Origin of the sequence: Burkholderia sp. AU16741 (genome assembly GCF_002223345.1) — a bacterium.
Classification (GTDB): domain Bacteria; phylum Pseudomonadota; class Gammaproteobacteria; order Burkholderiales; family Burkholderiaceae; genus Burkholderia; species Burkholderia sola.
In genome coordinates, this window is record NZ_NKEZ01000008.1 from 482,875 (window position 1) to 508,363 (window position 25,489).

Sequence of the window (25,489 nt, forward strand, 5' to 3'; positions counted from 1 at the left end):
GTGCCGCGCGCCGGTCAGCGCCCCGCGCCGTCGCCGGCCGGCTTGCCGCGGAACGGGCCCACCGGCAGCTTCGCCGCCAGGCCGGCCGCCGCGTGTCCACCGGGCGCGCCCGGCGCGCCGGACGCCTCGGGCGTGTCGGCGCCATTCGCGCGCGGGCCTCGCTTGCGCGCCACGATGACGAGCAGCGCGAGCGCCGCGAGCACGCATCCGGCGATCGCGATCGCGCGCCACACCCCGCCGCCGGACGGCGCGCGCGGCATCACGTCGAGCGGGCTGCCGGCGACGGCGGTCAGGCTGACCTTGTCGTACGACAATCCTTCGACGCTGTGGACCACGAGGTTCTTGATCTGCGGTTCGATCGTCGCGAGATTCGCCGTCGGCAGGTACTTGATGAACACCGACGCGGATGACGGCTTCACGTGCATCGCGAGCGGATCGTTGTCCGGCAGCACGATATGCACGCGCGCCACCATCACGCCGTCGATCTGCGACAGTGTCTTCGACAGCTCCTGCGACACCCCGTAGATGAAGCGCACGCGTTCCTCGGTGGGCGTCGACACGAGGCCGTCCTTCTTGAAGAGATCGCCGAGATCGTCGTACTTGTGCGCCGGCAGGCCATGCTCGCGCAATACGTTCATCGCCTGCACGATATGTGCATCGTCGACCTTGGCGCTCCACGTCTTGCCGCCGTCCGCACTCTCCTTCTTCGCGTCGATGCCCGCCTGCAGCAGCGCCGCGACGATCTCGTTGCAGTCCTGCTCGCTGAGGTTTCCATAGAGTTCCTGTTTGCAGCCGGCCAGCGCGATGCACAGCGCGACGCACAACATCACGCACGCATGCACGCTCGCGCGGCCGGCGATCCGGATCCGGGCGTTCATAGCTATTGGTTCTTCATCAGGGTTTCCAGCGCGCCTTTCGACGATTCGACCACGCTGATCTTCATCGACATGTCGACCTGCAGGCTCGCCGTCTCGATCTGCATCTGCACGGAGGCGGCCGCGATCTGGTTGAACGACATGTCGCCCGCGTTGTGCAGCATGTACAGCGCGTCGTTGGAGACGGTCTGCAGCGCCTCGTCCTCGCTGAGCACGAGGTGCCTGGCGAGCGATCCGGCCTCGGACCCCTGCGGCTTCGGCGGCGCCGTGACGCCGCCCGCCATCATCTGCTCGAAGCTCGCGACCTCGTGCGGCGGCACGACGACGGGCAATGCCGGCACGCCCGGATCGATCGCGTCGGGCAAGCCGGCCGCACCGCCGCCGCGTGCGAGCGCCAGTTGAAAATCGGGTACGGGAGGAATCGGATTCATCGGAAGCCCCTTTTCGACGATGCGAGGACGCGTTCAAAGACGCAGGTACTGGCTTTCTTCCGCGGTCGGCGCCGCCGCGGACGGCTGGGCGCCGTCGGCATGCGCATCCGGCCCGTTCGCGTCGTGCAACGCCGGCGTCTTGATGCCGAGCCGGTCGCGCAGGCGCTTCATCATGTCGGTCATGTGGAACACGCCGGTGGCCTGCGCATCGCGATTCGCGCGCTCGAGTTCGTCGCGCAACTCGACCGAATCGAGCAACGCGCGCGCGTCGTCGGTCAGGCTGGCCTCGTCCTCGCGCATCTTGGCGGCCACGATGCGCCAGTCGGGATTGCCGCTCGCCGCCAGGCAATAGACGAGCATGGCCTGCGCGCCGGGCATGCATTCGCAGCGCGACGCGAGCCCGTCGAACACCGCGATCGCATCGATCCAGTTGCGATGCACGATGTGCACGTAGCCGTCGTACAGGATCAGCTCCGGCCGCGCGGGCCGCATCACGTGCAGCGCATCGAGCAGATGTTCGGCTTCGTCGCTCGTCATGCGCGGATTCGGAAACTTGTCGACCAGCGCAAGGCGCACGATCTCGCGCATTGCACTGACGAGCCTGTTGCTGCACTGCATGTATTCGGGTTTGCCGTCCATGTTCGTGTCCGCCTTCAGGTAACGGGATTGTCGGGACGCGGCTGCCGTCCACGCTCCCAAGTTAGCAAACCGCCACGGCGGCAACGCCATGCGCGCGAAGGCATTTGCCGCGCGGCGAAGACCGCATCGCGCACGCGGCGCCTCGCCGGCACGGACGCCGCGCGCTTCGGGCCGGCCGCGCCGCCTTCGCGTGCATGCGCGCTGCCGGGCGGCGGCCGCGCTACCGTGCGACGACGCATGACGACGCGAACGGAGCGTTCATGAGCGACGAGAAAACCGAACAGCCCACGCGACGCAAGCTCAAGGAGGCGCGCAAGAAAGGCACCGTGGCGAAGAGTGTCGATCTCGTCGCGGCGGTACTCGTGCTCGTCTCGCTCGCGCTCTTTACGTTCGCATGGCATCCGCTGCTCGACGCCCTCCACCAGAACATCGCGCGCGCAATCGATTTCTGCGCGTCCGCACGTTCGATGCATGCGCTGTGGTCCATCCTGATGCACGAGCTGGCCAACGGCGCGATCGCGTGCTGCGCGATCAGCGTGGGCGCGGCGCTCGCGGCCGCGCTGTCGATCGGCGCGCAGGTGGGCCTGCAGGTTTCGTTCGACCCGGTCATGCCGAAGATGGACCGGCTGTCGCCGGCGGCCGGGCTCAAGCAGATCTTCTCGAAGCGCGCGCTGATCGACCTGCTGAAGATGAGCGTCAAGGCCGTGGTGATCGCCGCCGCGCTGTGGCACGTGATCGTGTCGCTGTTTCCGTTGATCACGTCCGCGATGGCCGAGCCGCTGGCGGCGCTCTCGCAGATTCTGTGGCACGCGCTGCTGAAGCTGCTGTTCGCGGCTGCCGTGCTGTTCCTCGTGGTGGGCGTGGTGGACTGGAAGATCCAGCACTGGCTGATGATGCGCGCGCAGCGCATGTCGAAGGACGAGGTCAAGCGCGAACTGAAGGAGCGCGAAGGCGAGCCGAAGCTCAAGCACGAGCGGCGCAAGCGCGCGAAGGAACTCGTCAACGGCGGCGGCGAAAGCCTGTCGGGGGCCGTCGGCCGCGCGAACGTGGTGGTCGTCAATCCGACGCATTACGCGGTCGCGCTGCGTTACGTGCGCGGCGAAACGCCGTTGCCGGTCGTGCTTGCAAAGGGCATCGACAACGCGGCTCGCGAGATTCGTGCGCTGGCGACGCAACGCGGCATACCGATCGTCGCCAACCCGCCGGTCGCGCGCGCGCTTTACGAGGTGGCCGAGCATCGGCCGATTCCGTCCGAACTGTTCGAAGTCGTCGCGGCGATCCTGCGCTGGGTCGAAGCGGTCGGCCCCGGCACGCCCGCTGCCGAACCCCGTTGATTCGCACCTGGAGCGCGACATGTTCAAGAACCTGAAGTTGCCCGCGGGCGGCGAAATCGGCATCGCCGCCCTCGTCACGGCCATCGTTTCGCTGATGATCCTGCCGCTGCCGCCGGTCGTGATCGACATGCTGCTGTCGGTCAACATCTGCATCAGCGTCGTGCTGTTGATGGTCACGCTGTACGTGCCGTCGATCACGCAGCTGTCGGCGTTTCCGTCGGTGCTGCTGTTCACGACGCTCTACCGGTTGTCGCTCAACATCGCGTCGACCAAGTCGATCCTGCTGCATGCCGACGCGGGGCACATCATCGAGAGCTTCGGCGAACTCGTGGTCGGCGGCAATCTCGTCGTGGGCCTCGTCGTGTTCCTGATCATCACGACCGTTCAGTTCATCGTGATCGCGAAGGGTTCGGAACGGGTGGCCGAAGTCGGCGCGCGGTTCACGCTCGACGCATTGCCCGGCAAGCAGATGAGCATCGATGCGGACTTGCGCGCGAACCTGCTGACGCCCGACGAGGCCCGCCGCAAGCGCGCGCGGCTCGCCGTCGAAAGCCAGCTCTACGGCGGCATGGACGGCGCGATGAAGTTCGTCAAGGGCGACGCGATCGCCGGACTCATCATCACGCTCGTCAACATGACGGCCGGCATCGCGGTCGGCGTGGCCTATCACGACATGACGGCCGGCGACGCGGCGAACCGCTTTTCGATCCTGTCGATCGGCGATGCGATGGTGTCGCAGATCCCGTCGCTGCTGATCGCGGTATCCGCGGGCGTGATGATCACGCGGGTATCCGACGAGTCGGCCAAGCAAGGCAGCTCGCTCGGCGAGGACATGTTGCGCCAGCTCGGCGGCAACGCGCGCGCGATGCTGTTCGCGGCCGTGCTGCTCCTCGGCTTCGCGATGGTGCCTGGCTTTCCATGGGAACTGTTCCTGCTGCTGTCCGCGCTGCTCGGGTTCGCGGGTTACCGGCTCGCGCGGCGCGGCGACGGCACGTCGTCGGCCGCGCCGGGCAAGACGGTCGCGGCGCTGCAGCGCGCGGGCTCGAAAGGCGACGCGCCGACGATCCTCCGGCACGCGCCGCAATTCACCAGCGCGCTCGGCGTGCGGCTCGCTCCCGATCTCGCCGACCGCCTGTCGGCCACCGCGCTGAACGACGCGTTCGAGACGCAGCGCATGCTGCTCCAGGAGCAGGTCGGCCTGCCGTTCCCGGGCATCACGATGTGGACCGCGTCCGACCTGGCGGCCGGCACGTTCGAGATTCTCGTGCTGGACGTCCCGTCGCTGACCGTGACGATTCCGCCCGGCAAGGTCATGGTGCCCGGCGCGGCGACCGACCCGGCGCTGGCCGCGCAATGCGAGAAGGCCGGCGCGGCAGGCGGCCAGGCGGACAGCTACTGGGCGCCGGAACGGCAGCCGCCCGGCGGCGCGACGGTGTGGCGCGCGGAACAGGTGATCGCCAACGACACGATCGCGCTGCTGCGCGCCCGCGCGAAGCTGTTCGTCGGCATCCAGGAAACCCAGTGGGTGCTGGAGCAGCTCGGCGCCGAATTCCCCGGGCTCGTCGCCGAGGTGCAGAAGGCGTTGCCGCTGCAGCGGATCGCCGACGTGCTGCGGCGCCTGCTGGAAGAGAACGTTCCGATCCGCAACGCACGCAGCATCATGGAGAGCCTCGTGAACTGGGGGCCGAAGGAGAAGGACATGCTGCTGCTGACGGAATACGTGCGCGGCGATCTCTCCCGCTATATCGCATACAGCGCGACGGGCGGCGCCGCGTCGCTGCAGGCCGTCCTGTTCACGAGCGACCTGGAGCAGCACATTCGCCAGTCGATCAAGCAGACGCCGACCGGCAACTATCTCGCGCTCTCGCCCGACGAAGTTCGCACGCTCGCGGAGCGGATCGGCGCTTACGTGGGCGACGTGCCGCACGACGAAGTCGCGCTCGTCACGTCGATGGACATCCGCCGCTACGTGCGGCGCATGGTCGAGGCACACCTGCCGTGGCTGCGCGTGTACTCGTACCAGGAACTCGGCGATTACGTCGAACTGCGCCCGCTCGGTCGCGTCACGACGTGACGGCCGCGCGCGGGGACAGCCATGACGACCCACCCGATCACGCCGCGCATCCACGCGCCTGACGACGACGCGGACGACGCCGCGCACCGCGCGCCGCGCCCGACGCGAGGCCGGCGCGGCATCGACTATGCCGAACTGGTTCGCGATGCGCGCGAACGCGGCGAGCGCGCGGCGCTGCACGACGCGTTGCGCGCGCACGGCCGGCGCATGTGCGGCGAGCCGCCCCGCAGACCGACCGACGCCGACGCATCCGACGACACGCTGGCCGACACGGTGGCCCCCCCGACACCGATGCAGACGCGGACGACGATCTCGACGCCGACGCGCCGCCGGCCGAGCGCGCGCGGCGGCTCGACGCACAGGTCCAGCCGTTCGTCGCGGCGCTCGGCGCCGAACAGATACGCGTGGTGGAGCTGATGCGCTTCGTTGCCGCGCACGTCGCCGATTTCTGCAGCGACGCGGCCGTGCTCGAGAACGGCAACTGGACCATCCGCCTGAGACTCGATCTCGACCTGCTGCCCGGCTGCACGCTCGAACTGCATCTTTCGTATTTCGACCTCGCGCTTCGGTTCGACGCCGACGCGCCCGAGATCCGCCAACTAGTCTTTCGTCATGTGCACGTGCTGCACGAACAACTGGCGAACCTGCTGCATCGCCTCGCCGTTGCGCGCCACGTGTCGATCGAAGTCGCGTGACCGCCAGCCGATACGAATGGTTGCGCGCACACCCACTGCCCCGTCGAAAGAACCGCTCACACACGACACGATGAATGCCACCGGCCAACCTGCTCGCCACACCGTCCGCGCGTTGCGCGACGACCCGAACGGGCTGCCGCGCATCGATGCGGAACTCGCGAGCGTCGCCCGTTTGCTGGGCGATGCGCGTCTCGATGCGTGCGTTGCCGGACTCGACGGCGCGGCGGACTGGCGGCTGGTGCCCGGCGACGTGGCCGACGGCAACCTGTGCTGGGTCGCGCTGCAGTACGACGGCGCGCTGGCCTGGATCGGGCTGAACGCCGACGCGCACCCGGCGCTGGCGGCGCTCGCGGATGACGATGGCTCGCCGCTGTCGTGCGCGATCGCGGGCCTGCTGCTCACGCCGCTGATCGATCTGCTCGACACGCTTGGCGCCGTGAACGTCAGCGTCGCGGCGATCGGGCGTCATGCCCCGTTGCATCGCGACGGCCGCCGCGCGGCGACCGTCGGCATGCTCTGCGTACACGGCGCGCACCGCCATGCCTGCCGGATCGGGCCGGCCGATCCCGGCTGGATCGACCTGATCGAACGCCGAATGGCCCGCCATCCGGCGCCGCTGCCCGCGCGGCTCGGCCGGATTCGCGTGCCCGGCTACCTGATCGTCGGCGAGAAGGCGTTGCCGATCGCGACGCTCAGGCGGCTGCGTCCCGGCGACGTCGTATTGCGCTTCGCCGATCCGGCATTCGCCGGTTCGGACGGCGCCGCGCCGGCCCACGCGCTTGCGCTGCGCTGGGGCGTGGCCGGCATGCATCAGTACGTCGCGCACGCCACGCTCGACGGCCCCCGACTCGTTCTCGATACGGAACCTGCCATGACCGACCGCCACGACCACCCGGTGCCCGGCGCCCCCGACGCCGACACCCAGACCTCGCTCGACGAACTCGAGCTGCCCGTCAGTTTCGAAATCGAAACGGTCACGCTGCCGCTCGCGCAGTTGTCCGCGCTGCGGCCGGGCTACGTGATCGAGTTGCGGGGCACGCTGCGCGACGCGCGCATCCGGCTCCTCGCGTACGGGCAACTGATCGGCATCGGCGAACTCGTCACGGTCGGCGAGCAGCTCGGCGTGCGGGTCATCGACGTATTCGGCAGCCATGACGCAGATTAACGAACTGACCGCGCTGCTGGTCGCGGTCATCGCGATCGGCCTGATCCCGTTCGTCGCGATGGTCGTGACCTCGTACGCGAAGATCGTCGTCGTGCTCGGGCTGCTGCGCAACGCGCTGGGCGTGCAGCAGGTGCCGCCGAACATGGTGCTCAACGGCATCGCGATCCTCGTCACGCTCTACGTGATGGCGCCGATCGGGATGAGCGCGGCCGACACGATGCGTCACGAGCAACTGGCGAATTCGCCGGCGGAAATCATGGTCCAGGCGTTCGGCGCCTCGCAGGCGCCGTTCCGGACTTTCCTCAAGGCGCATTCGCGCGAACGCGAGCGCCTGTTCTTCATGCGCTCGGCGCACGTGATCTGGCCGGAGAGCCTCGCGAACGCGCTGCACGAAGACGACCTGATCGTGCTCGCGCCCGCGTTCACGCTGACCGAGCTCGCCGACGCGTTCAAGATCGGCTTCCTGCTGTACATCGCGTTCATCATCGTCGATTTCGTGATCGCGAACGTGCTGCTGGCGATGGGCCTCAACCAGATCCAGCCGACCAACGTCGCGATCCCGTTCAAGCTGCTGCTGTTCGTGGCGATGGACGGCTGGTCGGCGCTGATTCACGGCCTGATCCTCACGTACAAGTAGGCGCGCAATGAATACGGACACCCTGATCGGACTGACTTCGCAAGGCTTGCTGCTCTGCCTCTACATCTCGCTGCCGGCGATCATCGTGTCGGCGCTGTCGGGATTGATCGTCGCGTTCCTGCAGGCGATCACGTCGCTGCAGGACCAGACCATCTCGCACAGCGTCAAGTTGTTCGCGGTCATCGGGACGTTGCTGCTCACGGCCGGCTGGGGCGGCACCACCATCCTGCGCTTCGCCCTCCGGCTCCTCAGCGCGGCGGTGCCGACATGACGACCGTCCGTCACGACCCCGGCGCGTCCGGCCCGCACGAGGTCGCTCCGGCCGCGGCGGGCACGGCCGCGCATGCGCGAGCGCGCATCGACCAGCGTGCGCGGCTGTACCGGAACAGCATCTTCCGGCACGCGGCGCGCGCATGGCATCCCTCGCACGGCGCCGCGCACGCGCGACAGGTGGCGGCCGATCACCTGCGCCACCTGCTCGCCGCACACGGCGGCCTGTCGCACACGTCGCACACGTCGCACCTGCCGGGCCGCCACGACGGCCACGGCGGCAACGGTGCGCCGCGGCCACGACAATCGACCGCGCGGCCCGACCCGCAGCAGAAGCATCGGCAACAACAGCAGCAGTCACGCCATCCGAAAAACCCGCCGCAGACGCCGAAGCACGAACGTCGCCCGTCCCGCCATCCCGCGCACGGCAGTTGGACGTCGCGCCGGGATGCGACGCCCGGCGCGCGCATGCCGTCGTTCAGCGACGGCGGGTCGCAATCGAACGGCGGGCGTCGCGACGCGCCGGAGGACGGCAAGCGGCGCATCGACGCGATCCGGCGCGTGGCCGCGGCCGCCCGCACCGAACTCCAGGCGCTCGCGGCATCGACCGCCGACCAGCCGCTCGTCTACCCGGACGCGATGCGCGAAGCGGTCATCCGGCAGCGTTGCGCGGGGCACGACGCATTCGCGGTTTCAACCGACGTCCTGAAAGCCCGTCAGCTGGCCGGCGACGACGCGTCCAGCAGCTACGACGACCTGCTGCGCTTCCTCGTCGACTTCAAGCGACTGAGCGCCGGAACCGGCGCACGCGGCGCGCTCACTCCGCTGCTGGCCTTCCACGACCTGCGCCCGTCGACTGCCGCGCTGCGCGCGCGTTCGCTGGTCCGGCTCGACGCGATCGTGCGCGTGCGCAACGGCGTAGCCGGCAGCGTAGCCGGGCGCAATGAGCCGTGAATGCACGCAGGTTCGCGGCACGGGCGATGCGTTCGCGATCGCGGCCGGCTCGCGGCGCGCCGCTGCCTACACTCGCAAACATGCGGTAAGCGGCGGCGCCGTGCATCCGCGGCGCCGATCACCGAATCCCTGCCTGCCAACGGACCTGCTCTCATCCCATGAAGACACTGCGCATCCTGACCGGCACCCATGCGGGGATTCAGGCGCGCCTGACGCCGGGTCGCTACCGGATCGGCGCAGCCGACGACACCGATATCTGCATTACCGACTGGGACGAGGACGACGTGTTCGTCGAGCTCGATGCACACGGCGCGGTCAGCGCGCGGCGCGCGGACGCGGCCGCGCCCGATCAGTCGATCGTATGGATTCCCGATTTCGTCGCGTTCCCGTTCGGAACGACCGTGCTGTGCTTCGGCGACGAAGACGCCGCGTGGCCGCCCGACATCGAATTGCTCGCGGGCCTGTACCACGGCACCGGCGACCGGCAGGCTGCCGGCGACCGGGCGCCCCGTGCGAAGCGCCGCACCCGGCTGCTGCTCGCGGCCGCGGCCGTCGTCGCGTTGCTGGCGGCCGGCGGTTCCGTGATCGCCAATGTCTGGCCGGATCGCGGCAACGCGCCGCCGCCGCCCGATGCACGCTCGGTGGCAGCGCGGCTCGAGCGCCAGTTCCGCGACGCGCGCATCGCCGGGTTGCGGGTCCGCGCGCAAGGCGACACGGTCGTCGTCGACGGCATCGTCGACGAAACCTCGCAGGACATCGCCGCACGGGCCCTGCTCGCCCGCGCGGACTACCACGCGATCGCGCGCCAGTACGACGTCGCGCACGACGACGTCGCCAGCATCGAGGAGTCGATCGGCATCGACGGCGTGCGCGTGCGCTATGCGGGCGACGGCGTGTTCGACGTGACGGGCGTCGCGCCGTCGATCGCGCGCCTCGAGGAAGCGCTTGGCCAGTTGCGCGCGGATCTCAACGCGAACATCCGGCGCCTCGACGTGAACGTCACCGAAGCGCCCGCGTCCGGCGGCGTGCTGTACAGCGCGATGCTCGACGTGGGCGCCACGCGTTACGTCCAGACGATCGACGGCGTCAAGCACGTGTTCACGTCGACGACCGGCGACGCCGTCGGCGGTCCGCGGATATTGCGCGAATCGATCGTGCCCGGGCGCGATGCGATCCGCTAGTTCCCCGTCAACCCGGCCCGTCGCGGGCCATCGAAGGAGTTGCCATGTACGACGCACTGGAAGCCATGATCGACGAAATGAAGGGCCTCGAGCAGACGCTCGCGGGCGGCCATGCGGGCGCGCGGATCGGCGCGATCGCGGCCGCGTTCGAGGACTGCGCGCAGCGCGTGTCGGACGCGACCGCCGCGTGCGCCGATGCCGACGAGCGCGCGGCGCTGCAGAAAATCTACCGCGGGATGATCGCGGGCCAGCGCCTCGTGCATCGGCTGAACGAACTGGCCGCGGACGATTCGACCGTCAGCCATTGAACCGGTGTTGGGCGTCTCGTCCAGCCGCCGGGCGCGGATGCCCGGCGTAATCGGCCGGCATGCGAAGCCGCAGGGGCTTCGTGTGCCGATCCGCATGTCATTCAACTTGTTCCGGAGGAAGTTATGTCATTTGGCGCCAGCGCGGCAATGATGGGCATGATGCAGACGATGGTCAGCACCATGATCGAAGCCACCATGATCCAGGTGATGATGTCGATGATCCAGTCGGTCTGCAACATCGCGAAGACGGGCGCGCAGGATACCGAGGAGGATTCGAAGAAAGGCTGATCCCGTCGGGCGTGGCGGACGCGGCGCGCGCCGCGTTCGCCCGCGCCGGATCGTCGCCGTCATGAGCATCGAACGCTTCGCGGAAATCGTCCGCGACACCTGTGCCGTCGTCGGCCTGCCGGATGCGGACTACGTACTGCAGACGCGCACGATCGAAGTCGAGGGCTTCGACGTGCGGCTCGATCACTTCGAGAACGATCCCGAGGCGATGTACGTGAATTTCCACTACGGCACCGTCACCGCCGGGCGCACGCTCGTGATCTTCCGCCTGATGCTCGAGGCGAACCTGCTGATCTACGCGCAGGACCAGGCGCAGCTCGGGCTCGACGCCGATACCGGCGGCATCATCCTCATCCTCAGGCTGCCGCTGACGCCTGACGTCGACGGCGCCGTCGTCGCCGATACCGTCTCGCACTACACCGAACACGGCCGCTACTGGCGGCGCAACATCATCGAGTCGACCGACGAGATGTTCCAGAACATCGTCAACGGCGATTACGCGTGGCTGCGCGCGTAGCGTCGTCGGCGGCGTGGGTGCCGGCCGCACGCGATCGCACGGTCGCGGCCGGCGCATGCGGCGCCGGCCGCGCTCATCGGCACGCCGCGGCCGGCTGACCGGGCACCGCCCTTTCACCCGTATCGGCGAGCGACGCACAGCCGTCGACCGGATGCGGCGCGAGCAGAATCACCCGCATCGACCCACGCCCGGCGGCCGACGCGGACACACCGGGTTCCACCATCGCGAGCATCTCGCCCGGCCCGAGCGACGCGCGCGCGACGTCGATCGCCGCACCGCGCCATTCGACGGCCAGTACCACGCGGGGCGGCTCGGTCCGCATGTCGAGCGCCGGCACGATGCGCAGCGCGTCGTCCGCGGCCGGGCCCGGATCGGACGCTGCCGCAGTGGCCGCGACCGTGCCGTCCGATGCGGCCGTGTCCCGCTGGCCGCCCGTCGGCGCGACGGGTCGTTCGGCGTGCCGTTCCCATGCAACGGCCACGCCGTCGTCCGTCTGGAGCGCGCTATCGGTCAGCATGCGCACCCCTGCCATGCCCCGTAGCGCGGCGCTCACGTTGCGCGCCGCGCGGGCCCGCATCACCGTGGCGCCCTGCGCGCCGAGCCCGATCGCGCCCAGCGCATCCGCATCGACTTCGGCCACCAGCAGCGCGACGCCGACGTGCTGCCGGGGCCGGTCGAGCGCGACGATCGCCCGCACGTCGGCGTCGAGCCGCTCGGGGCGATCGCGCACCAGCACCGCGTTCGTGCCCGCATCGGCGCCGAGCACCGGCAGCGGCGCCTCGTATTCGGTGATGGTCGCGCGCAGGCCGTCGTGGGGATCGAGCACGCGCGCCGCGCGGCTCGCGACCCCTTGCACGACGTTCGTTCGGCCGTTCGCGAACGCCGTGCGGTCCGCCGCGTTGCCGTAGTGGAGCGGCACGATGCGCACCGCCGTCTTCACGCGCGCACGCGCGTCGGCATCGAGGCGCTGCGCCGCGCGGCCCACGAGCGCGATCCACGCCGGCGGCCCGCGAAACGTGACGAGGCCGCGGGCCGGCGTGTCATCGCGCGCGACGAACCGCACGTCGTCGATGCCGGTCTGCGCGAGCAAGGCATGCAGGTCCGCCGGGCGCGCGTAGTTGAGACGGACGATCAGCGTGGTCTGCGCGCCTGCCGCATCGACGTGCAGCACCGTGCCGTCGTAATACCAGACGAGCCCGTAACCGTGCGCGAGCATCTCGACGAAGCGCTGCGGCGGCAGCTCGAAGCGCCCTTCGACGCGGCCGGGGAGCCTGGCGTCGAACGCAATCGGCACATGCGTTGCGGCGGACAGCGCACGCAGCGTGTCCGGCAGCGATGCGCCGCTGGTGGAATAGCGGTACGGCGCGGACGACCACGGCGGCACGTTGGGCAGCGCACACGCATGCGCGCGGCAGTCGGGCGACCTGCGTCGCGGCGGCGGCGCCAAGGCATGCCCGTCGCCGGCGGCCTTGCTGGCGGCGTGCCCGCGCGTCGCGCGGCGCGCATGCGGCGACGCGGTCGCCGCCGGCGCGGACACGGCCGATGCCGGCGCGGGCCGAGGCGCCGGCGCGGCCGGCTCGGGTTCGCCGCATGCGAGATGCAGCAGCATGCAGACGCTGGCGAAAAACCCGCTCAACGCTTGTACTCGATCGCCCCTTCGCCCTGCTCGACTTCCTGGTCGACGGGCATGTCGGTCAGGTTCAGCCGGTAGCCGCGGCCGTACACCGACTGGATCACCCAGTCGACATTCAGGTTCTTCAAGCGCGTGCGCAGGCGGCTCACGTACATGTCGACCGAGCGGCTCTGCGATCCGCCGTCCCAGCCCCAGACGACCGAGTACAGATCCTGGCGCTGCACGACGATGCCGCGATGCGACGCGAGGTGCCAGAGCAGGTCGAACTCCTTCGCGCCGATCGAGTGCGAGGTCGTGCCGCGGCTGATGTTCAGGTTGGCGCGGTCGAGGATGTAGTCGCCGACGATCATCCGGCGCCGTTCGCTGCCCGCCGTCTGGAAGCGCCGCAGCAGCGCGCGGATGCGCGCGAGAAAGACGATCCGGTCGACCGGCTTGATCAGGAAGTCGTCGGCCCCGGTATCGAGAATCCGGACGATTTCCTCTTCGTCGGAATGCACGGTCTGGAAAATCACCGGGACCGTCGAGCGGGATCGCCCGCGCACCCAGCTGAGCAGCTTGTCGCCCGACAGGCCGGGCACGTCCCAGTCGAGGATCATCAGGTCCGCCCAGTGATCCGACAGATGGTTGCGTGCCTCGATGCCGTTGTCGAACGCCTCGACCTGATATCCCTCCGCCTTGAGCCACGAGACCAGCATCGTCTGCTGGATCCGGTCATCCTCCAACAACATGATTCGCGTCTGATTGAGCATGGTTACGATCCGCTCGGGCCCTCAGCCCGGTGTCAAGCGCCGCTGACGAGGAGCCTGGTCGAGCGGCGGGCGCTCCAGCGCCGCGGGGCCAGTGCGCCGGCCGTCCGGCGAGTGTCGGATACCTGCCTGCAGCACGAGCCGCGGCAGGCGCAACACGAAATCCGTGCCGGACTCGCGATTGACCTCGGCATGCAGCGTGCCGCCGTGCAGCACGACGATGCGCGCGGCCAGCTTGAGGCCGATGCCGTAGCCGCCCGATGCCTTCGGCGACAGCGCGTCGAAGTCCGTCATCGGGCGATCGGGCGAGAGGCCCGGCAATCCGCCCGCCTCGTCGCCGACCACCACGACCGCCGTGCCGTCCTCGACCCGCAGCGACACCGTCACGCGCGCCCCGGCACGCGACGCCTGGATCGCGTTGTCGATCAGGTTCTGCAGCGCGCGCATCACGAACACCTGCACGCCGCTGATCCATACGGCCGGCCCGTCGGCCAGCCATAGCCGCAGCGCGACGTCGCGATAGACGGCGGCCACCTCGAGTTTCGGAATCAGGCTGCGGATCGCGCGGCGCAGGTCGAAGCGCACGAAATCGCGATGACGCACGACATCGGCAACCGACGAGAAGATGTACTGATCGCCGAGCGACAGCGCGTAACGCGCGAGTTCGGCGATCCGCTGCATGCCGCCGCACGCTTCGAACGCCGCGTGATCGTGCTCGTGCAGCTGCGTGAGCGCGACGATCGAATTCTGCGGCGAGCGCAGGTCGTGCGACAGGAAACGCAGCGATTCGGTACGGCGGTCGAGCGCCTGATGCAGGTCCGTCACGTCATGCAGCCACGCGACGGCCGCGGCGGGATTCCCCGGACGGGCGGGCTCGAGCTTCACCCACAGCCAGCGGTCGGCCGCCTGCAGCTCGATGCCGCGCTCGAGATCGCGCTGCAGCGCGCCATGCGCGGCCGTATCGTCGGCCGCTTCGTCATCCTGCCGATACGCGCGCAGCAGCGGCAACAGCGGCACGCCGGCGTCGAGCGGCCGGTCGAGCAGGCGCGCGGCGACCGGCGTCGCGAACAGGATCGCGCCGTGCCCGTCGACGGCAATCGCGCCCTGCGGCTGTGCGTCGAACAGGACCCGCGCCCAGTCGATCGCGGATGGCGGGCGCACATCGGATCCAGGCTTCGTCGACATCGATGCCATTCAGGTTTCCGTTTATCAGAAGCGGGCAGTCCGGCGAGCATATCATCAGTAATATAAAGCTAATAATATTAAATTTCTTTATGCCGGGAAATTGGCGTCAAATGCCGATGTAAATCGCGATCGAAATTCGAGTTGCCATGTTTAGAAAACGAAATGCTTTCGTTTTAGCATTTCGCGCTCATAGCTCGATGATTCGGGGCGTCAGCAGAAACAGACGTTCCATCCGGGTGTTCTCGCGATCCGTATATTTGAACAAATTACCGATCACGGGGATTTTTGAAAGAACGGGCACTCCGGTCGTCGTATCGCTGCGGCCGTCGTTCTTGTAGCCGGCGATCAACAATGCCTCGCCCTCATTGACGAAAGCGGAGGTATTGATGTTCGTGCTCGAGATCACCGGGATATTGTCGACGGTCCGCGACGTGAGCTGGCCGTCCTGGATCGCGACGTCGAGCTTGATCTGGGTTCGGCCGCCTTCGTCGACGACCATCGGCAGCACGCGCAGCGACACGCCGGTCGACACGCTGTACAGGTCGGCCGACGTGTATCCGCTCACACGCACGAAGAACTGCGTCTGGTTCGCCATGTCCGCTTCGATGTTGTCGAGGGTCGTCACTTTCGGGCTGGCGTCGATCTTCGCCAGGTTCCGCTCCTCCAGCGCCGACACGTTCGCCATCAGATAGCGGCCCGCGTTGCCGATCACCGCCGACAGCACGCCGCCCACCGGCATCGCCGCGGCGGTCACGTTGCCGGCCAGCGTCGTGTTGCCGAAATTCTGCGTCAGCGTGCCGCCGTAGGTGTTCTGCGCGCCCAGGCCGTTGCCGGTCTGCAGGTCGACGTGGCTGTTGTGCGCGGTCCAGTTCACGCCGAGCTGGCGGATCGACGACGTATCGACCTCGAAGATGTGCGCCTCGATCTCGATGAGGCGCGGCTTCACGTCGAGCCGCTGGATCAGCGCCGGATACTGGTACATCCGGTCGGGCGTGTCGCGAATCAGGACCGAGTTGGTGCGCTGGTCGGCCTCGATGACGGGCAGCGCTTCCTCGTCGCCGCCGCCCGATGCCTGCCCGCCCGCATTCGGCCCCGAGCTGGCGACCGCCGACGACAGTTGTTGCGAAGGCCGCCCCGACAGGCCCGACAGCAGGCCCAGCGACGACTCGCCGTTCGCCAGCGTCGTGCCCGGCGGCAGCGGCGCCGACGGTCCGCCCGCCTGCATGCGCGCGCCGCCGACGTTGCCCATCGGCTGCGTGCGCTGGACGTTCGGCGCGCGCCCGCCGCCGCCCCCCGAATTGCCGCCGCCGCCCTGTTGCGGGTGATAGACGTTGTTGAGCACCGTCGCGACACCGAGCAGGGTCATGTTCTGCCCGTCGGCGACCACCGAGCGATCCATCGCCCACGCGTGATGCAGCGGATAGACCTGCACGACCGTGCCGGCGCGGTGCCGCGTCGTCGTATCGAGGCGCTGCGCGACGTCGCCGACGAGCTTGACGTAGTTCGGCGGCCCGTTCACGATCGCCGCGCCCTGCACGTCGTCGTAGGTGATCCTGAAGCGCGGATCCGCTACGTTCATCGCCGCGAGCGTGCCGCGCAGTTGCGCGGTGCTGCCGTGATCGAGCTTGATCAGCGTGCTCTTCATTTCGTCGGGCGTCACGATGTCGAGCACCTGGCCGTCGTAGTACCAGACGAAGCCGAACGACGACGCGAGCGTGTCGAGCAGGCGCTGCGGCGGCATGTGGAACTTGCCCGTGACGCTGCCCTGCACGTCCTTCGAGATATCGGCCGGAATGCCCTGGCTGGCGGCGAAATCGCGCAGCACGTCCTTGATGTCCTTCGAGTCGGCCGTGTAGTCGACCATGCGCGTATGCCAGTTGACGGGCGCGGCGTGGACCGTCGCCGCCACGCACGCGGCGACGAGGATGAACAACAGGCCGAAGCGGAAGGTGGGCATGATCGTCTCGCTCGCACGAAAGGCTGGTCGTGGGATCGATGATTGGCCGGCCGCCCCGTCGCGTCAACGGCCGCCGCCCCGTCGCACCGCCTCCGCTTCCGGTGCATGCATGTCCGTTCGCATCGCGCCCGGTCAGTAGTAGGTATTGATCGTCCATCCGTGCACGACCGGCGTATTGGGAATCGCCTGGTTCTGCTGGCCGAGCAGGCTGCTGGTCCACGGCGTGGTGATGACGGCGTAGGTCGCCCAGCTCGTGACGATACGCACGCGGTACGTGCCGGGCTTCACGGCTTGCGTGAGCGACGTCGTGATGCCGCCCGAATCGTCGATCAGCGTGGGCGATTGCGCTTCGGTATGGCCGTAGCTCGCCGACAGCGCATCGTTCATCACGTCGACGGCCTGCGAGAGCTGCGCCTGCGCGCCGCGCTTGCCGGTGCTCACGCCGTCGTTCAGGTGCCCCCAGGTCGTCACGGCGATGATGCCCGGCTTGGCCATCGTCACCGGCACATAGTAGTAGTACGAATAAGTGCCGTTCGCGCCGTTGTAGGTGAACGGCCCGCTCGACCACGCACCGCCGGGCACGCCGCCGCACCCCGCATAGTCGGTGGCGTTCGGCGACGCCATCAGGATCGTGCAGCCCGTCTGGTTCGTCACCGGTTCGATTTCCGCCTGCGTCTGCCACGTGCCGTCGCGGCACGACAGCACGCGGCCCGACGCATCGGTGGTGACGGGCGTCGTGTTCGCCTCGTCCTGCGCGCACGGCGCGCCGACCGTCTGCCCGTTGCCGAGGTCGAGATAGCCGGCCTCGTTGACCGCGAGCGCCTGCCACGCCGTGCCGTTGAACGTATAGGCGCGGCCGGTGGCGAGCGTCACCGCGACGTCGCCGGGCAGCGGATTCGGCAGGCTGCCGAGCGCCGCGGCCGACGCGACCGGGTCGCGCCAGTGCAGCGACGTGATCGGTTTCCACATGCCGCCGCTGCAGGTGACGACATGATCCGACGCATCCGCCGCGATCGAGCCCGTCGCGGACGTGCACGCGGCGTAGTCCTGCTGCCGCGCGAGCGTGACCGGCACCTGCATCGTGTTCAGCGCGGGATTGCCCGGCACGCTGACGCGATAGAGGAAATCGCCGTTCTGCGCCTGTGCGTTGGCCGGAAACACCTGGCTCACGAGATGGCCGAACCCGGTCGCGTTGCCCGAGCACGATTTGCGCGACGGGTTCGGTGTCGCGATGCTCCACGCCCCGTACGCGCCGAACGCCGCGCCGGCCGCATTGTTCGTGCGCGGAATCGAGCCGCCGCCCGCGCCCGCATTCGCCGCGATGTAGCCGAGCTGCACGTCGCCGATCGTGGCGCCGCCCTCGGTCACGAGCAGCCCCTGCACCGTCGTCGCGTCGATGCCGTAGACGAGCAGGCACGGCGTCTGCCCGTACGCGTTCTTTCCGGACACGCCGGGCGGCAGATAGCGCGCGAGCTGGTAGCCGCCGCCCGCGAGCGGCACGACGACCGGCACGGTCGGCGTGGCCGCGCTCGCGAGCGCGCTCTGGTTCTGCGTGATCAGTTGCGCGGCGGCCTGCGTCATCTGCGCCTGCCAGGCCGCCGCCTGCTGCCCCTTCGCGTCCGCGAGGGAAGTATCGATCATCGCCGTGACGCCGACGATCATCAGCGAGGCGATGGCGAGGGCCGCGAGCATCTCCACGATCGTGAAGCCGCGCTGACGTTTCCGTGATGGGCTCATGATGAAGTCGACGAGTTCAGGGGCGGCGCCGCGCCGCCCGTCAATACGCCTGTGCCATCCAGACGGGCGCACCCTCCGGAACGGCGGCGGCGACGATTGCCGGCAGGACGACGGCCGGATTCCCGGGCGACACGATCGCGCCCGCGTGCGCCGCGCCGGCCAGCGCCGAATGGAACGCGAGCGCCTCGATCACCGGAATCGCCGCGCCGGCCGCCGTCGACGTCGTATAGACGACGACCATGCTGCCCGCGACCGTCGTGTTCGGTGCGACATAGACGCGCCAGAGCGGATTGGCCGCGCCCGCGCCGAGATACGGCCCGAGCGCGCCGTCCGATACCGTGCCGGCCGCGGCCGGATTCGCGAGCGCGTACCGCACGCCGGCGAGCCGGTAGGCCGCCATGCTCTGCCCCATCGACGTCGCCGTGACGGTCGGTGCGGCATCGACCGCACGCGCATCGACGAGCGCGTAGACGCCGGCGAGCGCGATCATCGCAGCCGCGATCCAGAGCGCGAACATTCAGCCTCCTCCCCTCAGCGACGCCAGCGCGTCGGATGCGATCAACGACATCATCTGCTGACGCAGCGCGTCGCCGAGTTCGTCGTAGCGCCCGTCGCGCACCTGCGCCCGCGCCGGCGCGCTGTCCGCGAGCATCAGCAACCGGGCCTCGAATCGCTGCTGCCCCGGCGCCGGGCAGGCGAGCCGCTGGTGCAGCACGGCCGCCACGCCGTCGGCCAGCAGCGAGCGCACCGACGGCGCGTCGAGCACGCGGGCCGCGACCGTATGCAGCCGCGCGATCGCCCGGCCCACGTCGTCGGCCAGTACCGTGCTCACGATCAGGTGGCCCTCGCGAGCCGCCAGCAGCACGTCGATCAGGAGCGCCGGATCGTCGAGGTTACCGACGAAGATCACGCGTGCGCCGCAACCGAGCGCCGCCCGCAAATCCTCCTGCCGGTCAGCGCTGGTCAGCGTCGGGATGCAGACCCCGTCACCGTATGCGCCGCCCGGCGCCGCGTCGATCGGCTCCTCGATCGTCATCGCGATGCCGCCGTGCAGCGTCAGCCGGTCGCGCACGAGCGCGCCGGCCGTGCGGGTCTTGCCGCTCTTGGCCGCACCGCAGACCACGACGAGGCCGTCGAGGTCCGCGCGCAGCAGCCGCCGCACGTAGGCGCCGGGCAGGCCGAGCCCCGCGAGCGACGCGAGCGTCGGGTCGAGACGGCGCAGCACGTAGATCGGCCCGTCCGGCGTCTGCATCACGCGTACCCGGTACGACACGCCGCCGGATTCGAGCCGGAACGCCCGCGCGCCGGGCCGGGCGCTGCCGCACGCGGACTTCAGCGCATCCAGCTCGGCCCGCAGCGTCGGATGCGCGGGCAGCGCCTGCACGCGCCGGGCGGCCCCGTCCATGAAGCAGTCGCCGATGCGGGCATGCCCGAGGTACAGGTAGGAAAAAGCCAGCCGCTGCAACGATTCGGTTTCGAGGGTCATCGCGTCGGTTCACCGGCATCAGGTCGAGGTCCAGGCCACCGTATTCGTGTCGCCGCTCGCGCACGCGGTCGCCGCGCTGTCCGGCGTCGCGGGCAGCGTGAGCGCCGTCTCGTTGACGGTGATCGAGATCCAGCTGCCGCCCGCGGTCACGCTGTTGACGCACACGCTGCGCGGCACGTTCGTATAGGTGATCGTGAACTGGTTGCTGTTGTTCGTGGCCGCCGCGACCGTGATCGTGCCGTTCCACATGTTGGTGATGGCGCCGCTGCCGGACGCCGGCGCGAGGGTCGACGGAAACACGCCGGCGCTCGCCAGGACCGAATTCGACAGGTTCGCGTAGCTCGCCGACTGCCCCATGTACAGCTTTTTCACGCCGCTCTGGATCGCGTTGACCTGCTCCGTGATCGAATTCGTGTTCGCGCTGCTGAATGCGCCGGCCAGCAGCGCGATCGCGCCGATCACGACGATCGCCGCGATGCCGAGATAGGAAATCGCCTCGAGCAGCGACGCGCCGCGCTGCAGCGCGGCGCCCGGGTACGCGGGCCCCCATGCCGGCGGCGGCATGCGCGCGACGTCGCGCCGCTTCGTTCGCCTCGGCAGCCCATGGTGCGTGATGACCGCTTTCATCGCCTTTCCCCTTGTTGATGAACCTGCGTGATTGACCGGAGTACCGCTAATGCATCGCCCTGCTCATCGTGGCGAGTTCCTGCTGGATGCCGAAGAACCCGACGATCAGCATCCCGAGCATGATCGCCATCGCCACGATCGCGACGCCGTTGAGCACGCGCATTTGCGCGGACACCCGCTCGACGCCCGTTTCGATCCATTCGTCCGCGAGCGTCTTGAGCGACTCGGCGAAGCCTTTGTATTGCGCGTACACGCACAGGTCGTCGACGATTTCCTGCGACGGAAACCGGTGCCCGCTCATGCGCATCGCCTCCCCGACATTCAAGCCCGATTTCACGCCGAACAGCGTGTCGTCGATACGCTCGCGCAGCCATGGCTTCGCATGGTCGGCCAGTTGCGCGAGCGATTTCTCGACGGTGAAGCCCGCCGCCTGCATCGACGCGAACGCGGTCAGAAAGCTCGAACCGACCATCAGCCGATACAGCGACCACGGCGCGTAATTGTCGAAACGGCTGCGCAGGCGCCCGGACCAGCGCGGCATCGACCAGACGAGCAGCGCGACCAGCACGGCGACCACGATCAGGCATTCGGGCAGCCATGCCTGCACGAACACGGACAGGTCGTACAGCAGGCGTGCCGAGCCGTGCCAGCGCTCGGGATCCTCGATCGCCGCGAATTGCGGCACCAGCCGCGCGCCGAACAGGTAGAGATAGGCCAGCATCATCGCGAGCAGCGCGACGGGATACGCGAGGCCCTGCGCGATCGCGTTGCGGATGCGCCGCCCCGACGTCACGATGCCGGTCACCGAGCGCAGCGCGCCTTCGAGGCGGCCCGACTGCTCGCCCGCCAGCACGATCATCTGTTCGGCCTGCGGCACCCAGCCGTCCATCCCCTCCGCGAGGCTGCCGCCGTTCTGCACGGTGCGGCGCCATTCGCCGAACAGGATCGCTTCGGGCAGCGTCGGCTTGCGTCCGTCGTGCGACGCGCGCAGTTCGAGTTCCTCGAGCACCTTCAGCAGCGGCAGGCCGTTCGAGAGCATCTTCTCGATCTTGCGATAGTGCCGCAGGCGGGCTTGCGGCGTCGCCTGCAGCTTGGCCCACCGCAGGTGCGGATCAAGATTCATGGCCCGCTCCCGCGACCGCGCCGCCCGGGTGCCCGCGCCGGCCTTCCGTCGTGTCGACCGGACGCAGCCGCACCGGCTCGTTGCGCGCCACGAGCGGGCCGACGATGCGTTCGGCCGCGCGCGGATCGACCAGCCCCGCGGCGACTTTCTCGATCGTGTGCTCGACGGTCGTGCGCCCGCCGAGCTCGTCGAGCCAATATGCGCGCGCCGCCTGTTTGTCGCCCTCGCGCAGATAGGCGAACAGCCGCGCATCCGGCCGGATCACCTCGGCGACGACCGTACGGCCGATGGTGCCGCGCCCGCTGCAATGTTCGCAGCCGGGCCCCTGCACGAAGACCTTGTCGAACGACGCGCCGACCGCGCGGCGCACCCGCGCCGCCAACGCGTCGTCCTGCTGCGGCGAACCCGCGAGCCGCTGCTTGCAATGCGGGCACAGCAGCTTGACGAGGCGCTGGCTGACGAGCCCCGTGATCAGCGATTCGTCGGTCACCATCGCGAGCGGCAGGCCGAGATCGACGAGCCGGTCGATGATCGCGAGCGCGCCGTTCGCATGGACGGTGGTCCAGACCTGATGGCCGGTCATCGATGCGCGCAACGCGCTTTGCGCGGAAGCGCGGTCGCGCACCTCGCCGATCATGATCGTGTCCGGGTCGAGCCGCATCGCGTTGGCGATGGCGCCGGCGAACGCCAGCGAGCGTGCTTCCTCCGTCGGCGCGTTGACGACCGGCGTCTGCACCGCGCCCGCGATCGGATACTCGACCGGATCCTCGACGGTAATGACGTGGACGGACCCGTGGGTCTCGGCGATCTGCCCGGCCAGCACGCGCTGCAGCGTGGTCGACTTACCCGAGCCCGTCGGCCCGCTGATGATGTTCATGCCGTGCGGCAGGCGCCGCAATTCGTCGATCTCCGCGGCCTGCGCATCGGAGAATCCCAGCAGGCGCAGGTCGATCGAATCGCCCGCATCGTTGTAGAGCAGTCGCAGCACCATCACGTTGCCGGTGCTGGTGGGGGCCGTTGCAATGCGGACGCCGAACAGCTCGGCAGGCAGTTTGTCGCGGTCGCCGATCGCCGCGTCCTGGCGTTCGTGCGGCTTGTACGTGTTGTCCGAGACGCTCGCCATCGCCGCATAGAGCGTCGCGAGCAGGCGCGCGCCCTGCTCGCGGGTCTGCTCGCTCACGCGCACCAGCTCGTTGTGAATGCGAAACAGGATCTCCGTGCTGAAGCGCTTCACGCGGATGTGGATGTCGGACGCGCGTTCGCGGCACGCGTGCGCGATCAGTTCCTTCGCGAGGATCTGCATCGCCGTGTGATCGACGCGTTCGCCGGTGCCGTCGGAGCGCATCCCCTCGTACGCGCGCCGCACCTCGTCGAGCCCGACCGCCTGCATCCGGTAATGATGGCGAAGCCGGTCGAGCCGCGCGCGATAGGACAGCACGTACGGGCTCAGTTCGTGGCCCTCGGCGATCAGCAGGCGGCCGTCGTCGAGCAGGCACAGCAGCTTGCGCTCTTCCGCGCTCGCGGCCCACGGGCCCTCGCCGGACAACGGATGCGCGGTATCGGCGCCGGCGGCGCCCCGCTGCGGCGCCGCGGCGCCCGGGCGCCCCAATCGAAGTGAGCTCATCGGAAGCCTCGCCTGGCTACTGCGCCGGTTGGTACGCGGGCGGCAAACCGGCCGCCGCCGCCGCGGGATCGGCGGCGGGCACGAGCGTGCCGCCGGGTGCGCCGCCGCCCATCGCCGCACCGGTATTGGCGGCGCCGTTCGCGGCGGGGTTCGGCCCGCCGTTGAACACCGCGCCGCTGCGCGACGCGAGCACCGGCACCATGCGCATCTTCTGCCCGTTGCCCCAGCGCCCGACGACCTCGTTCGCGCCGATCGACACGATCTTCATGCCGTTCGGCAATTCGTCGCCGGACGCGACGTCGAAACGCTCGCCGATACCGGTCTGCACGATCGCGGTATAGCGATGCCCGAAGCCCTCGATCGCGATGACGCGCACGTTCTGCGCGACCGGGTCGATCGTCGCCGCGCTGCCGAGCCGGGCCAGCGCCGCCGTGCGTTGCGCGACTTCGGCCTGCGCGTCGAGCTTCCTGATCTCGGCCTTGAGCAACACGGTCTGCTCCTCGAGCCGCGTCAGTTGCGCGGCGGCCCCGCTCGACCAGCCGGCGGGCGGCGCCTCCTGCGCGGCACCGGTCGTGGGGGCAGCGCGAAGCGGCTTCGCCACCGCGACGCCCGCGGATGCCTTCGGCACGGTCGCGGCCGGCTCGGACGCGGCGGCGAACGCGCAGCCGGCCCGGATCAGCGCAGCGACGATCAGCCCGGCACGGGCGCACGATTTCGTATCAATTCGCATAGACGACTCCCTCCGCGGACCAGTCGCCCGCCTGGTAGGTCAACTTCACAAGGCGCACGCCGGCCGCGCTCAGCAGCGGCGTGAATTGTTCGGGCGGCAAGCCGCCGAGCCGCGCCAGCAAGCGCCACTGATGCCACGGCGGCGGCGTGCTGCCCACCGGCGCGAGTGCGTCCTGCTGCGGCGCCGCGACCGGCGACAGCGTCGCGGGCACGTTCATCGCCTGAAACCGCGCGAGCAGCGCCGCCTTCAGGTCCGCGCCCGGCAGCAACGCTTCGTCGCGCGGCGTGCCCATCTCGAACGGTTCGCTGAACGACGCGTGTTCGCCGCTCGCATCCAGTTGCGCGGACGGCGCACCCGCGAGCAGCAGCGCGACCGTCGAGCCGTTGCGCGACCACGCGTACTGCACGCCCTGCGGGTCGCACACATAGCGATCGAGCGTCCAGCCGCCCGGCGCGAGCAGCGCGAAATGCCGCTGGCATGCCTTCGCGAACTGCCCGGGATCGGGCAACCTCGCCCACGGGTGGGTGGCGGGCCCCGACGCGCCCGCGCGCAGGCCCGCACGCGCCAGCGCGAGCGCGCGGTCCCGCTCGCGCTGCTCGGCGGCACGGTGATGGGCGTACCAGACCGACACGCCCGTCGCCGCGACCGCGACGCCCGCGGCGAGCCCGAGCGCCTGCCACGGCAGGCCGCGCCGCACCGGACGCAGGCGGGTCCATTGCGGCGCCCGCACGCGGCCGCGCCGGCTGTCGAGCAGGTCGTCGATGCGCCGCGCGTAGAAATTGTGGAACCCCATCGGCTCGATCTCGGGGTCGCCGATCACGGTGTTCCAGCCGCCGAGCGCGTAGTCGGAGTTCAGCCGCTCGAACACCTCGTCGGCGGACCCGATGAAATCGCCGTTCGGCAAGAACGAGCCGTCGCGGATCGCGAAAAAGGCCCAGCGTCCGTCGGGCAGCCTGAACGCGCCCAGCCAGTTCGGCGCGGGCTGCTGACGGCCGTTGTAGAACGCGCCCTGCTTCGCGATCGCCTTCGCGACGACGATGCCGAGCGACGCCACGCCCGACTGCACGCCGTCGCCGGCATTCGCGAACCCCGCGGCCGCGACGCTGCGATCCATGCGCAGCACCATCAGGTCGAAGCTGAGCTTCCTGCCGAGTTCGATCGCCTCCTTGCGCAATTCGTGGCGCCGCGACAGCGACTGCCAGAACAGCCCGCAGACGAAACGCTGATGCCCGATCTGGATGACGTGAGTGGCCATGGCGGAATCCGTCTCGCG

25 protein-coding genes and 1 pseudogene are annotated in these 25,489 nt (G+C 69.4%); 11 read left to right on the forward strand and 15 right to left on the reverse strand.

Translation table 11 applies throughout. The features are described from left to right. Nucleotides 1–14: 14 nt before the first annotated feature. The 3 genes from sctJ to CFB89_RS22635 are packed head-to-tail and all read right to left on the reverse strand — an operon-like array spanning nt 15 to nt 1,945. On the reverse strand, nt 15–878 hold the full coding sequence (sctJ, locus tag CFB89_RS22625) for a type III secretion system inner membrane ring lipoprotein SctJ (RefSeq protein WP_089469814.1): 864 nt from the start codon (nt 876–878) through the stop codon (nt 15–17). Nucleotides 879–880: 2 nt separating this feature from the next. Continuing rightward, nucleotides 881–1,306: a hypothetical protein gene (locus tag CFB89_RS22630; protein WP_089469815.1), complete on the reverse strand. Its 426-nt coding sequence runs from the start codon at nt 1,304–1,306 to the stop codon at nt 881–883. A 33-nt stretch (nt 1,307–1,339) separates the two neighbouring features. Beyond that, nucleotides 1,340–1,945: an HrpB1 family type III secretion system apparatus protein gene (locus CFB89_RS22635; protein WP_179233511.1), complete on the reverse strand. Its 606-nt coding sequence runs from the start codon at nt 1,943–1,945 to the stop codon at nt 1,340–1,342. Between the two features lie 260 nt (nt 1,946–2,205). On the opposite strand from CFB89_RS22635, the gene CFB89_RS22640 reads away from it, so the two are divergent. The 11 genes and pseudogenes from CFB89_RS22640 to CFB89_RS22685 all read left to right on the forward strand — a co-directional run bounded on the left by CFB89_RS22640 (nt 2,206) and on the right by CFB89_RS22685 (nt 11,368). Continuing rightward, complete coding sequence (locus CFB89_RS22640) at nt 2,206–3,279, forward strand: EscU/YscU/HrcU family type III secretion system export apparatus switch protein (protein WP_089470576.1); 1,074 nt, start codon at nt 2,206–2,208, stop codon at nt 3,277–3,279. 19 nt (nt 3,280–3,298) lie between these two features. Further along, entirely contained in the window at nt 3,299–5,353 is a 2,055-nt protein-coding gene (sctV, locus tag CFB89_RS22645; RefSeq protein ID WP_089469817.1) for a type III secretion system export apparatus subunit SctV, read from the forward strand. A gap of 152 nt (nt 5,354–5,505) precedes the next feature. Then, nucleotides 5,506–6,048 (forward strand): annotated as a pseudogene (gene sctP, locus CFB89_RS35020) (type III secretion system protein SctP); the annotation flags it as partial. 70 nt (nt 6,049–6,118) lie between these two features. Continuing rightward, nucleotides 6,119–7,213 carry a type III secretion system cytoplasmic ring protein SctQ gene (sctQ, locus tag CFB89_RS22655; protein WP_179233512.1) on the forward strand — a complete coding sequence of 365 codons (1,095 nt, stop codon included), beginning with the start codon at nt 6,119–6,121 and terminating at the stop codon, nt 7,211–7,213. Then, a complete protein-coding gene (sctR, locus tag CFB89_RS22660) occupies nt 7,200–7,850 on the forward strand; it encodes a type III secretion system export apparatus subunit SctR (RefSeq protein ID WP_089469820.1) in 651 nt (216 codons plus the stop codon). Before sctQ ends, sctR begins: the two co-directional genes overlap by 14 nt. Nucleotides 7,851–7,857: 7 nt before the next feature. Beyond that, nucleotides 7,858–8,121: a type III secretion system export apparatus subunit SctS gene (gene sctS, locus CFB89_RS22665; protein ID WP_012339994.1), complete on the forward strand. Its 264-nt coding sequence runs from the start codon at nt 7,858–7,860 to the stop codon at nt 8,119–8,121. Then, nucleotides 8,118–9,074, forward strand: coding sequence for a hypothetical protein (locus CFB89_RS22670; RefSeq protein WP_089469821.1), 957 nt, complete (start codon nt 8,118–8,120; stop codon nt 9,072–9,074). The genes sctS and CFB89_RS22670 overlap by 4 nt, the downstream gene beginning before the upstream one ends. Nucleotides 9,075–9,232: 158 nt before the next feature. Then, on the forward strand, nt 9,233–10,255 hold the full coding sequence (gene hrpD5 / locus CFB89_RS22675; RefSeq protein WP_089469822.1) for an HrpD5 family protein: 1,023 nt from the start codon (nt 9,233–9,235) through the stop codon (nt 10,253–10,255). A 44-nt stretch (nt 10,256–10,299) separates the two neighbouring features. Further along, nucleotides 10,300–10,563, forward strand: coding sequence for a hypothetical protein (locus CFB89_RS22680; protein WP_089469823.1), 264 nt, complete (start codon nt 10,300–10,302; stop codon nt 10,561–10,563). 123 nt (nt 10,564–10,686) lie between these two features. Further along, nucleotides 10,687–10,851, forward strand: coding sequence for a hypothetical protein (locus CFB89_RS35025; protein ID WP_012339990.1), 165 nt, complete (start codon nt 10,687–10,689; stop codon nt 10,849–10,851). A 61-nt stretch (nt 10,852–10,912) separates the two neighbouring features. Further along, nucleotides 10,913–11,368 carry a hypothetical protein gene (locus tag CFB89_RS22685; protein ID WP_012339989.1) on the forward strand — a complete coding sequence of 152 codons (456 nt, stop codon included), beginning with the start codon at nt 10,913–10,915 and terminating at the stop codon, nt 11,366–11,368. 73 nt (nt 11,369–11,441) lie between these two features. Here the strand turns inward: CFB89_RS22685 and CFB89_RS22690 are convergent, their stop codons facing one another. The 12 genes from CFB89_RS22690 to pilO2 all read right to left on the reverse strand — a co-directional run bounded on the left by CFB89_RS22690 (nt 11,442) and on the right by pilO2 (nt 25,471). Next, complete coding sequence (locus CFB89_RS22690; protein ID WP_144030149.1) at nt 11,442–13,004, reverse strand: secretin N-terminal domain-containing protein; 1,563 nt, start codon at nt 13,002–13,004, stop codon at nt 11,442–11,444. Continuing rightward, on the reverse strand, nt 13,001–13,750 hold the full coding sequence (locus tag CFB89_RS22695; RefSeq protein ID WP_089469825.1) for a response regulator transcription factor: 750 nt from the start codon (nt 13,748–13,750) through the stop codon (nt 13,001–13,003). Before CFB89_RS22695 ends, CFB89_RS22690 begins: the two co-directional genes overlap by 4 nt. 21 nt (nt 13,751–13,771) lie before the next feature. Next, entirely contained in the window at nt 13,772–14,941 is a 1,170-nt protein-coding gene (locus CFB89_RS22700; RefSeq protein WP_089469826.1) for a HAMP domain-containing sensor histidine kinase, read from the reverse strand. Between the two features lie 178 nt (nt 14,942–15,119). Then, complete coding sequence (gene sctC, locus CFB89_RS22705; protein WP_089469827.1) at nt 15,120–16,889, reverse strand: type III secretion system outer membrane ring subunit SctC; 1,770 nt, start codon at nt 16,887–16,889, stop codon at nt 15,120–15,122. Nucleotides 16,890–17,021: 132 nt separating this feature from the next. Beyond that, nucleotides 17,022–18,626 carry a type II secretion system protein J gene (locus tag CFB89_RS22710; RefSeq protein ID WP_089469828.1) on the reverse strand — a complete coding sequence of 535 codons (1,605 nt, stop codon included), beginning with the start codon at nt 18,624–18,626 and terminating at the stop codon, nt 17,022–17,024. A gap of 40 nt (nt 18,627–18,666) precedes the next feature. Continuing rightward, a complete protein-coding gene (gene pilM, locus CFB89_RS22715) occupies nt 18,667–19,143 on the reverse strand; it encodes a type IV pilus biogenesis protein PilM (RefSeq protein ID WP_089469829.1) in 477 nt (158 codons plus the stop codon). Next, the gene (locus CFB89_RS22720) at nt 19,144–20,112 is read right to left on the reverse strand and encodes an ATPase, T2SS/T4P/T4SS family (RefSeq protein WP_089469830.1); all 969 of its coding nucleotides are present in this window, start codon (nt 20,110–20,112) and stop codon (nt 19,144–19,146) included. An 18-nt stretch (nt 20,113–20,130) separates the two neighbouring features. Continuing rightward, complete coding sequence (locus CFB89_RS22725; RefSeq protein WP_089469831.1) at nt 20,131–20,739, reverse strand: type 4 pilus major pilin; 609 nt, start codon at nt 20,737–20,739, stop codon at nt 20,131–20,133. Between the two features lie 46 nt (nt 20,740–20,785). Continuing rightward, on the reverse strand, nt 20,786–21,862 hold the full coding sequence (locus tag CFB89_RS22730; protein WP_089469832.1) for a type II secretion system F family protein: 1,077 nt from the start codon (nt 21,860–21,862) through the stop codon (nt 20,786–20,788). Then, nucleotides 21,852–23,486: a GspE/PulE family protein gene (locus CFB89_RS22735; RefSeq protein WP_089469833.1), complete on the reverse strand. Its 1,635-nt coding sequence runs from the start codon at nt 23,484–23,486 to the stop codon at nt 21,852–21,854. The genes CFB89_RS22730 and CFB89_RS22735 overlap by 11 nt, the downstream gene beginning before the upstream one ends. Before the next feature lie 16 nt (nt 23,487–23,502). Further along, nucleotides 23,503–24,216, reverse strand: a complete 714-nt coding sequence (gene pilP / locus CFB89_RS22740) for a type IV pilus biogenesis protein PilP (protein WP_089469834.1) — start codon at nt 24,214–24,216, stop codon at nt 23,503–23,505. Further along, nucleotides 24,206–25,471 carry a type 4b pilus protein PilO2 gene (gene pilO2 / locus CFB89_RS22745; protein WP_089469835.1) on the reverse strand — a complete coding sequence of 422 codons (1,266 nt, stop codon included), beginning with the start codon at nt 25,469–25,471 and terminating at the stop codon, nt 24,206–24,208. The genes pilP and pilO2 overlap by 11 nt, the downstream gene beginning before the upstream one ends. Nucleotides 25,472–25,489 lie beyond the last annotated feature (18 nt).

Bases quoted from the DNA above. Each gene is read 5' to 3' on its own strand.
- CFB89_RS22635 (WP_179233511.1), bottom strand. From the start codon at position 1,945: ATGGACGGCAAACCCGAATACATGCAGTGCAGCAACAGGCTCGTCAGT.
- CFB89_RS22720 (WP_089469830.1), bottom strand. From the start codon at position 20,112: ATGACCCTCGAAACCGAATCGTTGCAGCGGCTGGCTTTTTCCTACCTG.
- sctC (WP_089469827.1), bottom strand. From the start codon at position 16,889: ATGCCCACCTTCCGCTTCGGCCTGTTGTTCATCCTCGTCGCCGCGTGC.
- CFB89_RS22710 (WP_089469828.1), bottom strand. From the start codon at position 18,626: ATGAGCCCATCACGGAAACGTCAGCGCGGCTTCACGATCGTGGAGATG.
- CFB89_RS22640 (WP_089470576.1), top strand. From the start codon at position 2,206: ATGAGCGACGAGAAAACCGAACAGCCCACGCGACGCAAGCTCAAGGAG.
- sctS (WP_012339994.1), top strand. From the start codon at position 7,858: ATGAATACGGACACCCTGATCGGACTGACTTCGCAAGGCTTGCTGCTC.
- CFB89_RS22735 (WP_089469833.1), bottom strand. From the start codon at position 23,486: ATGAGCTCACTTCGATTGGGGCGCCCGGGCGCCGCGGCGCCGCAGCGG.
- CFB89_RS35025 (WP_012339990.1), top strand. From the start codon at position 10,687: ATGTCATTTGGCGCCAGCGCGGCAATGATGGGCATGATGCAGACGATG.
- pilM (WP_089469829.1), bottom strand. From the start codon at position 19,143: ATGTTCGCGCTCTGGATCGCGGCTGCGATGATCGCGCTCGCCGGCGTC.
- sctR (WP_089469820.1), top strand. From the start codon at position 7,200: ATGACGCAGATTAACGAACTGACCGCGCTGCTGGTCGCGGTCATCGCG.
- CFB89_RS22730 (WP_089469832.1), bottom strand. From the start codon at position 21,862: ATGAATCTTGATCCGCACCTGCGGTGGGCCAAGCTGCAGGCGACGCCG.
- CFB89_RS22725 (WP_089469831.1), bottom strand. From the start codon at position 20,739: ATGAAAGCGGTCATCACGCACCATGGGCTGCCGAGGCGAACGAAGCGG.
- hrpD5 (WP_089469822.1), top strand. From the start codon at position 9,233: ATGAAGACACTGCGCATCCTGACCGGCACCCATGCGGGGATTCAGGCG.
- pilP (WP_089469834.1), bottom strand. From the start codon at position 24,216: ATGCGAATTGATACGAAATCGTGCGCCCGTGCCGGGCTGATCGTCGCT.
- CFB89_RS22695 (WP_089469825.1), bottom strand. From the start codon at position 13,750: ATGCTCAATCAGACGCGAATCATGTTGTTGGAGGATGACCGGATCCAG.
- CFB89_RS22700 (WP_089469826.1), bottom strand. From the start codon at position 14,941: ATGGCATCGATGTCGACGAAGCCTGGATCCGATGTGCGCCCGCCATCC.
- CFB89_RS22630 (WP_089469815.1), bottom strand. From the start codon at position 1,306: ATGAATCCGATTCCTCCCGTACCCGATTTTCAACTGGCGCTCGCACGC.
- CFB89_RS22680 (WP_089469823.1), top strand. From the start codon at position 10,300: ATGTACGACGCACTGGAAGCCATGATCGACGAAATGAAGGGCCTCGAG.
- CFB89_RS22670 (WP_089469821.1), top strand. From the start codon at position 8,118: ATGACGACCGTCCGTCACGACCCCGGCGCGTCCGGCCCGCACGAGGTC.
- sctQ (WP_179233512.1), top strand. From the start codon at position 6,119: ATGAATGCCACCGGCCAACCTGCTCGCCACACCGTCCGCGCGTTGCGC.
- CFB89_RS22685 (WP_012339989.1), top strand. From the start codon at position 10,913: ATGAGCATCGAACGCTTCGCGGAAATCGTCCGCGACACCTGTGCCGTC.
- sctV (WP_089469817.1), top strand. From the start codon at position 3,299: ATGTTCAAGAACCTGAAGTTGCCCGCGGGCGGCGAAATCGGCATCGCC.
- pilO2 (WP_089469835.1), bottom strand. From the start codon at position 25,471: ATGGCCACTCACGTCATCCAGATCGGGCATCAGCGTTTCGTCTGCGGG.
- sctJ (WP_089469814.1), bottom strand. From the start codon at position 878: ATGAACGCCCGGATCCGGATCGCCGGCCGCGCGAGCGTGCATGCGTGC.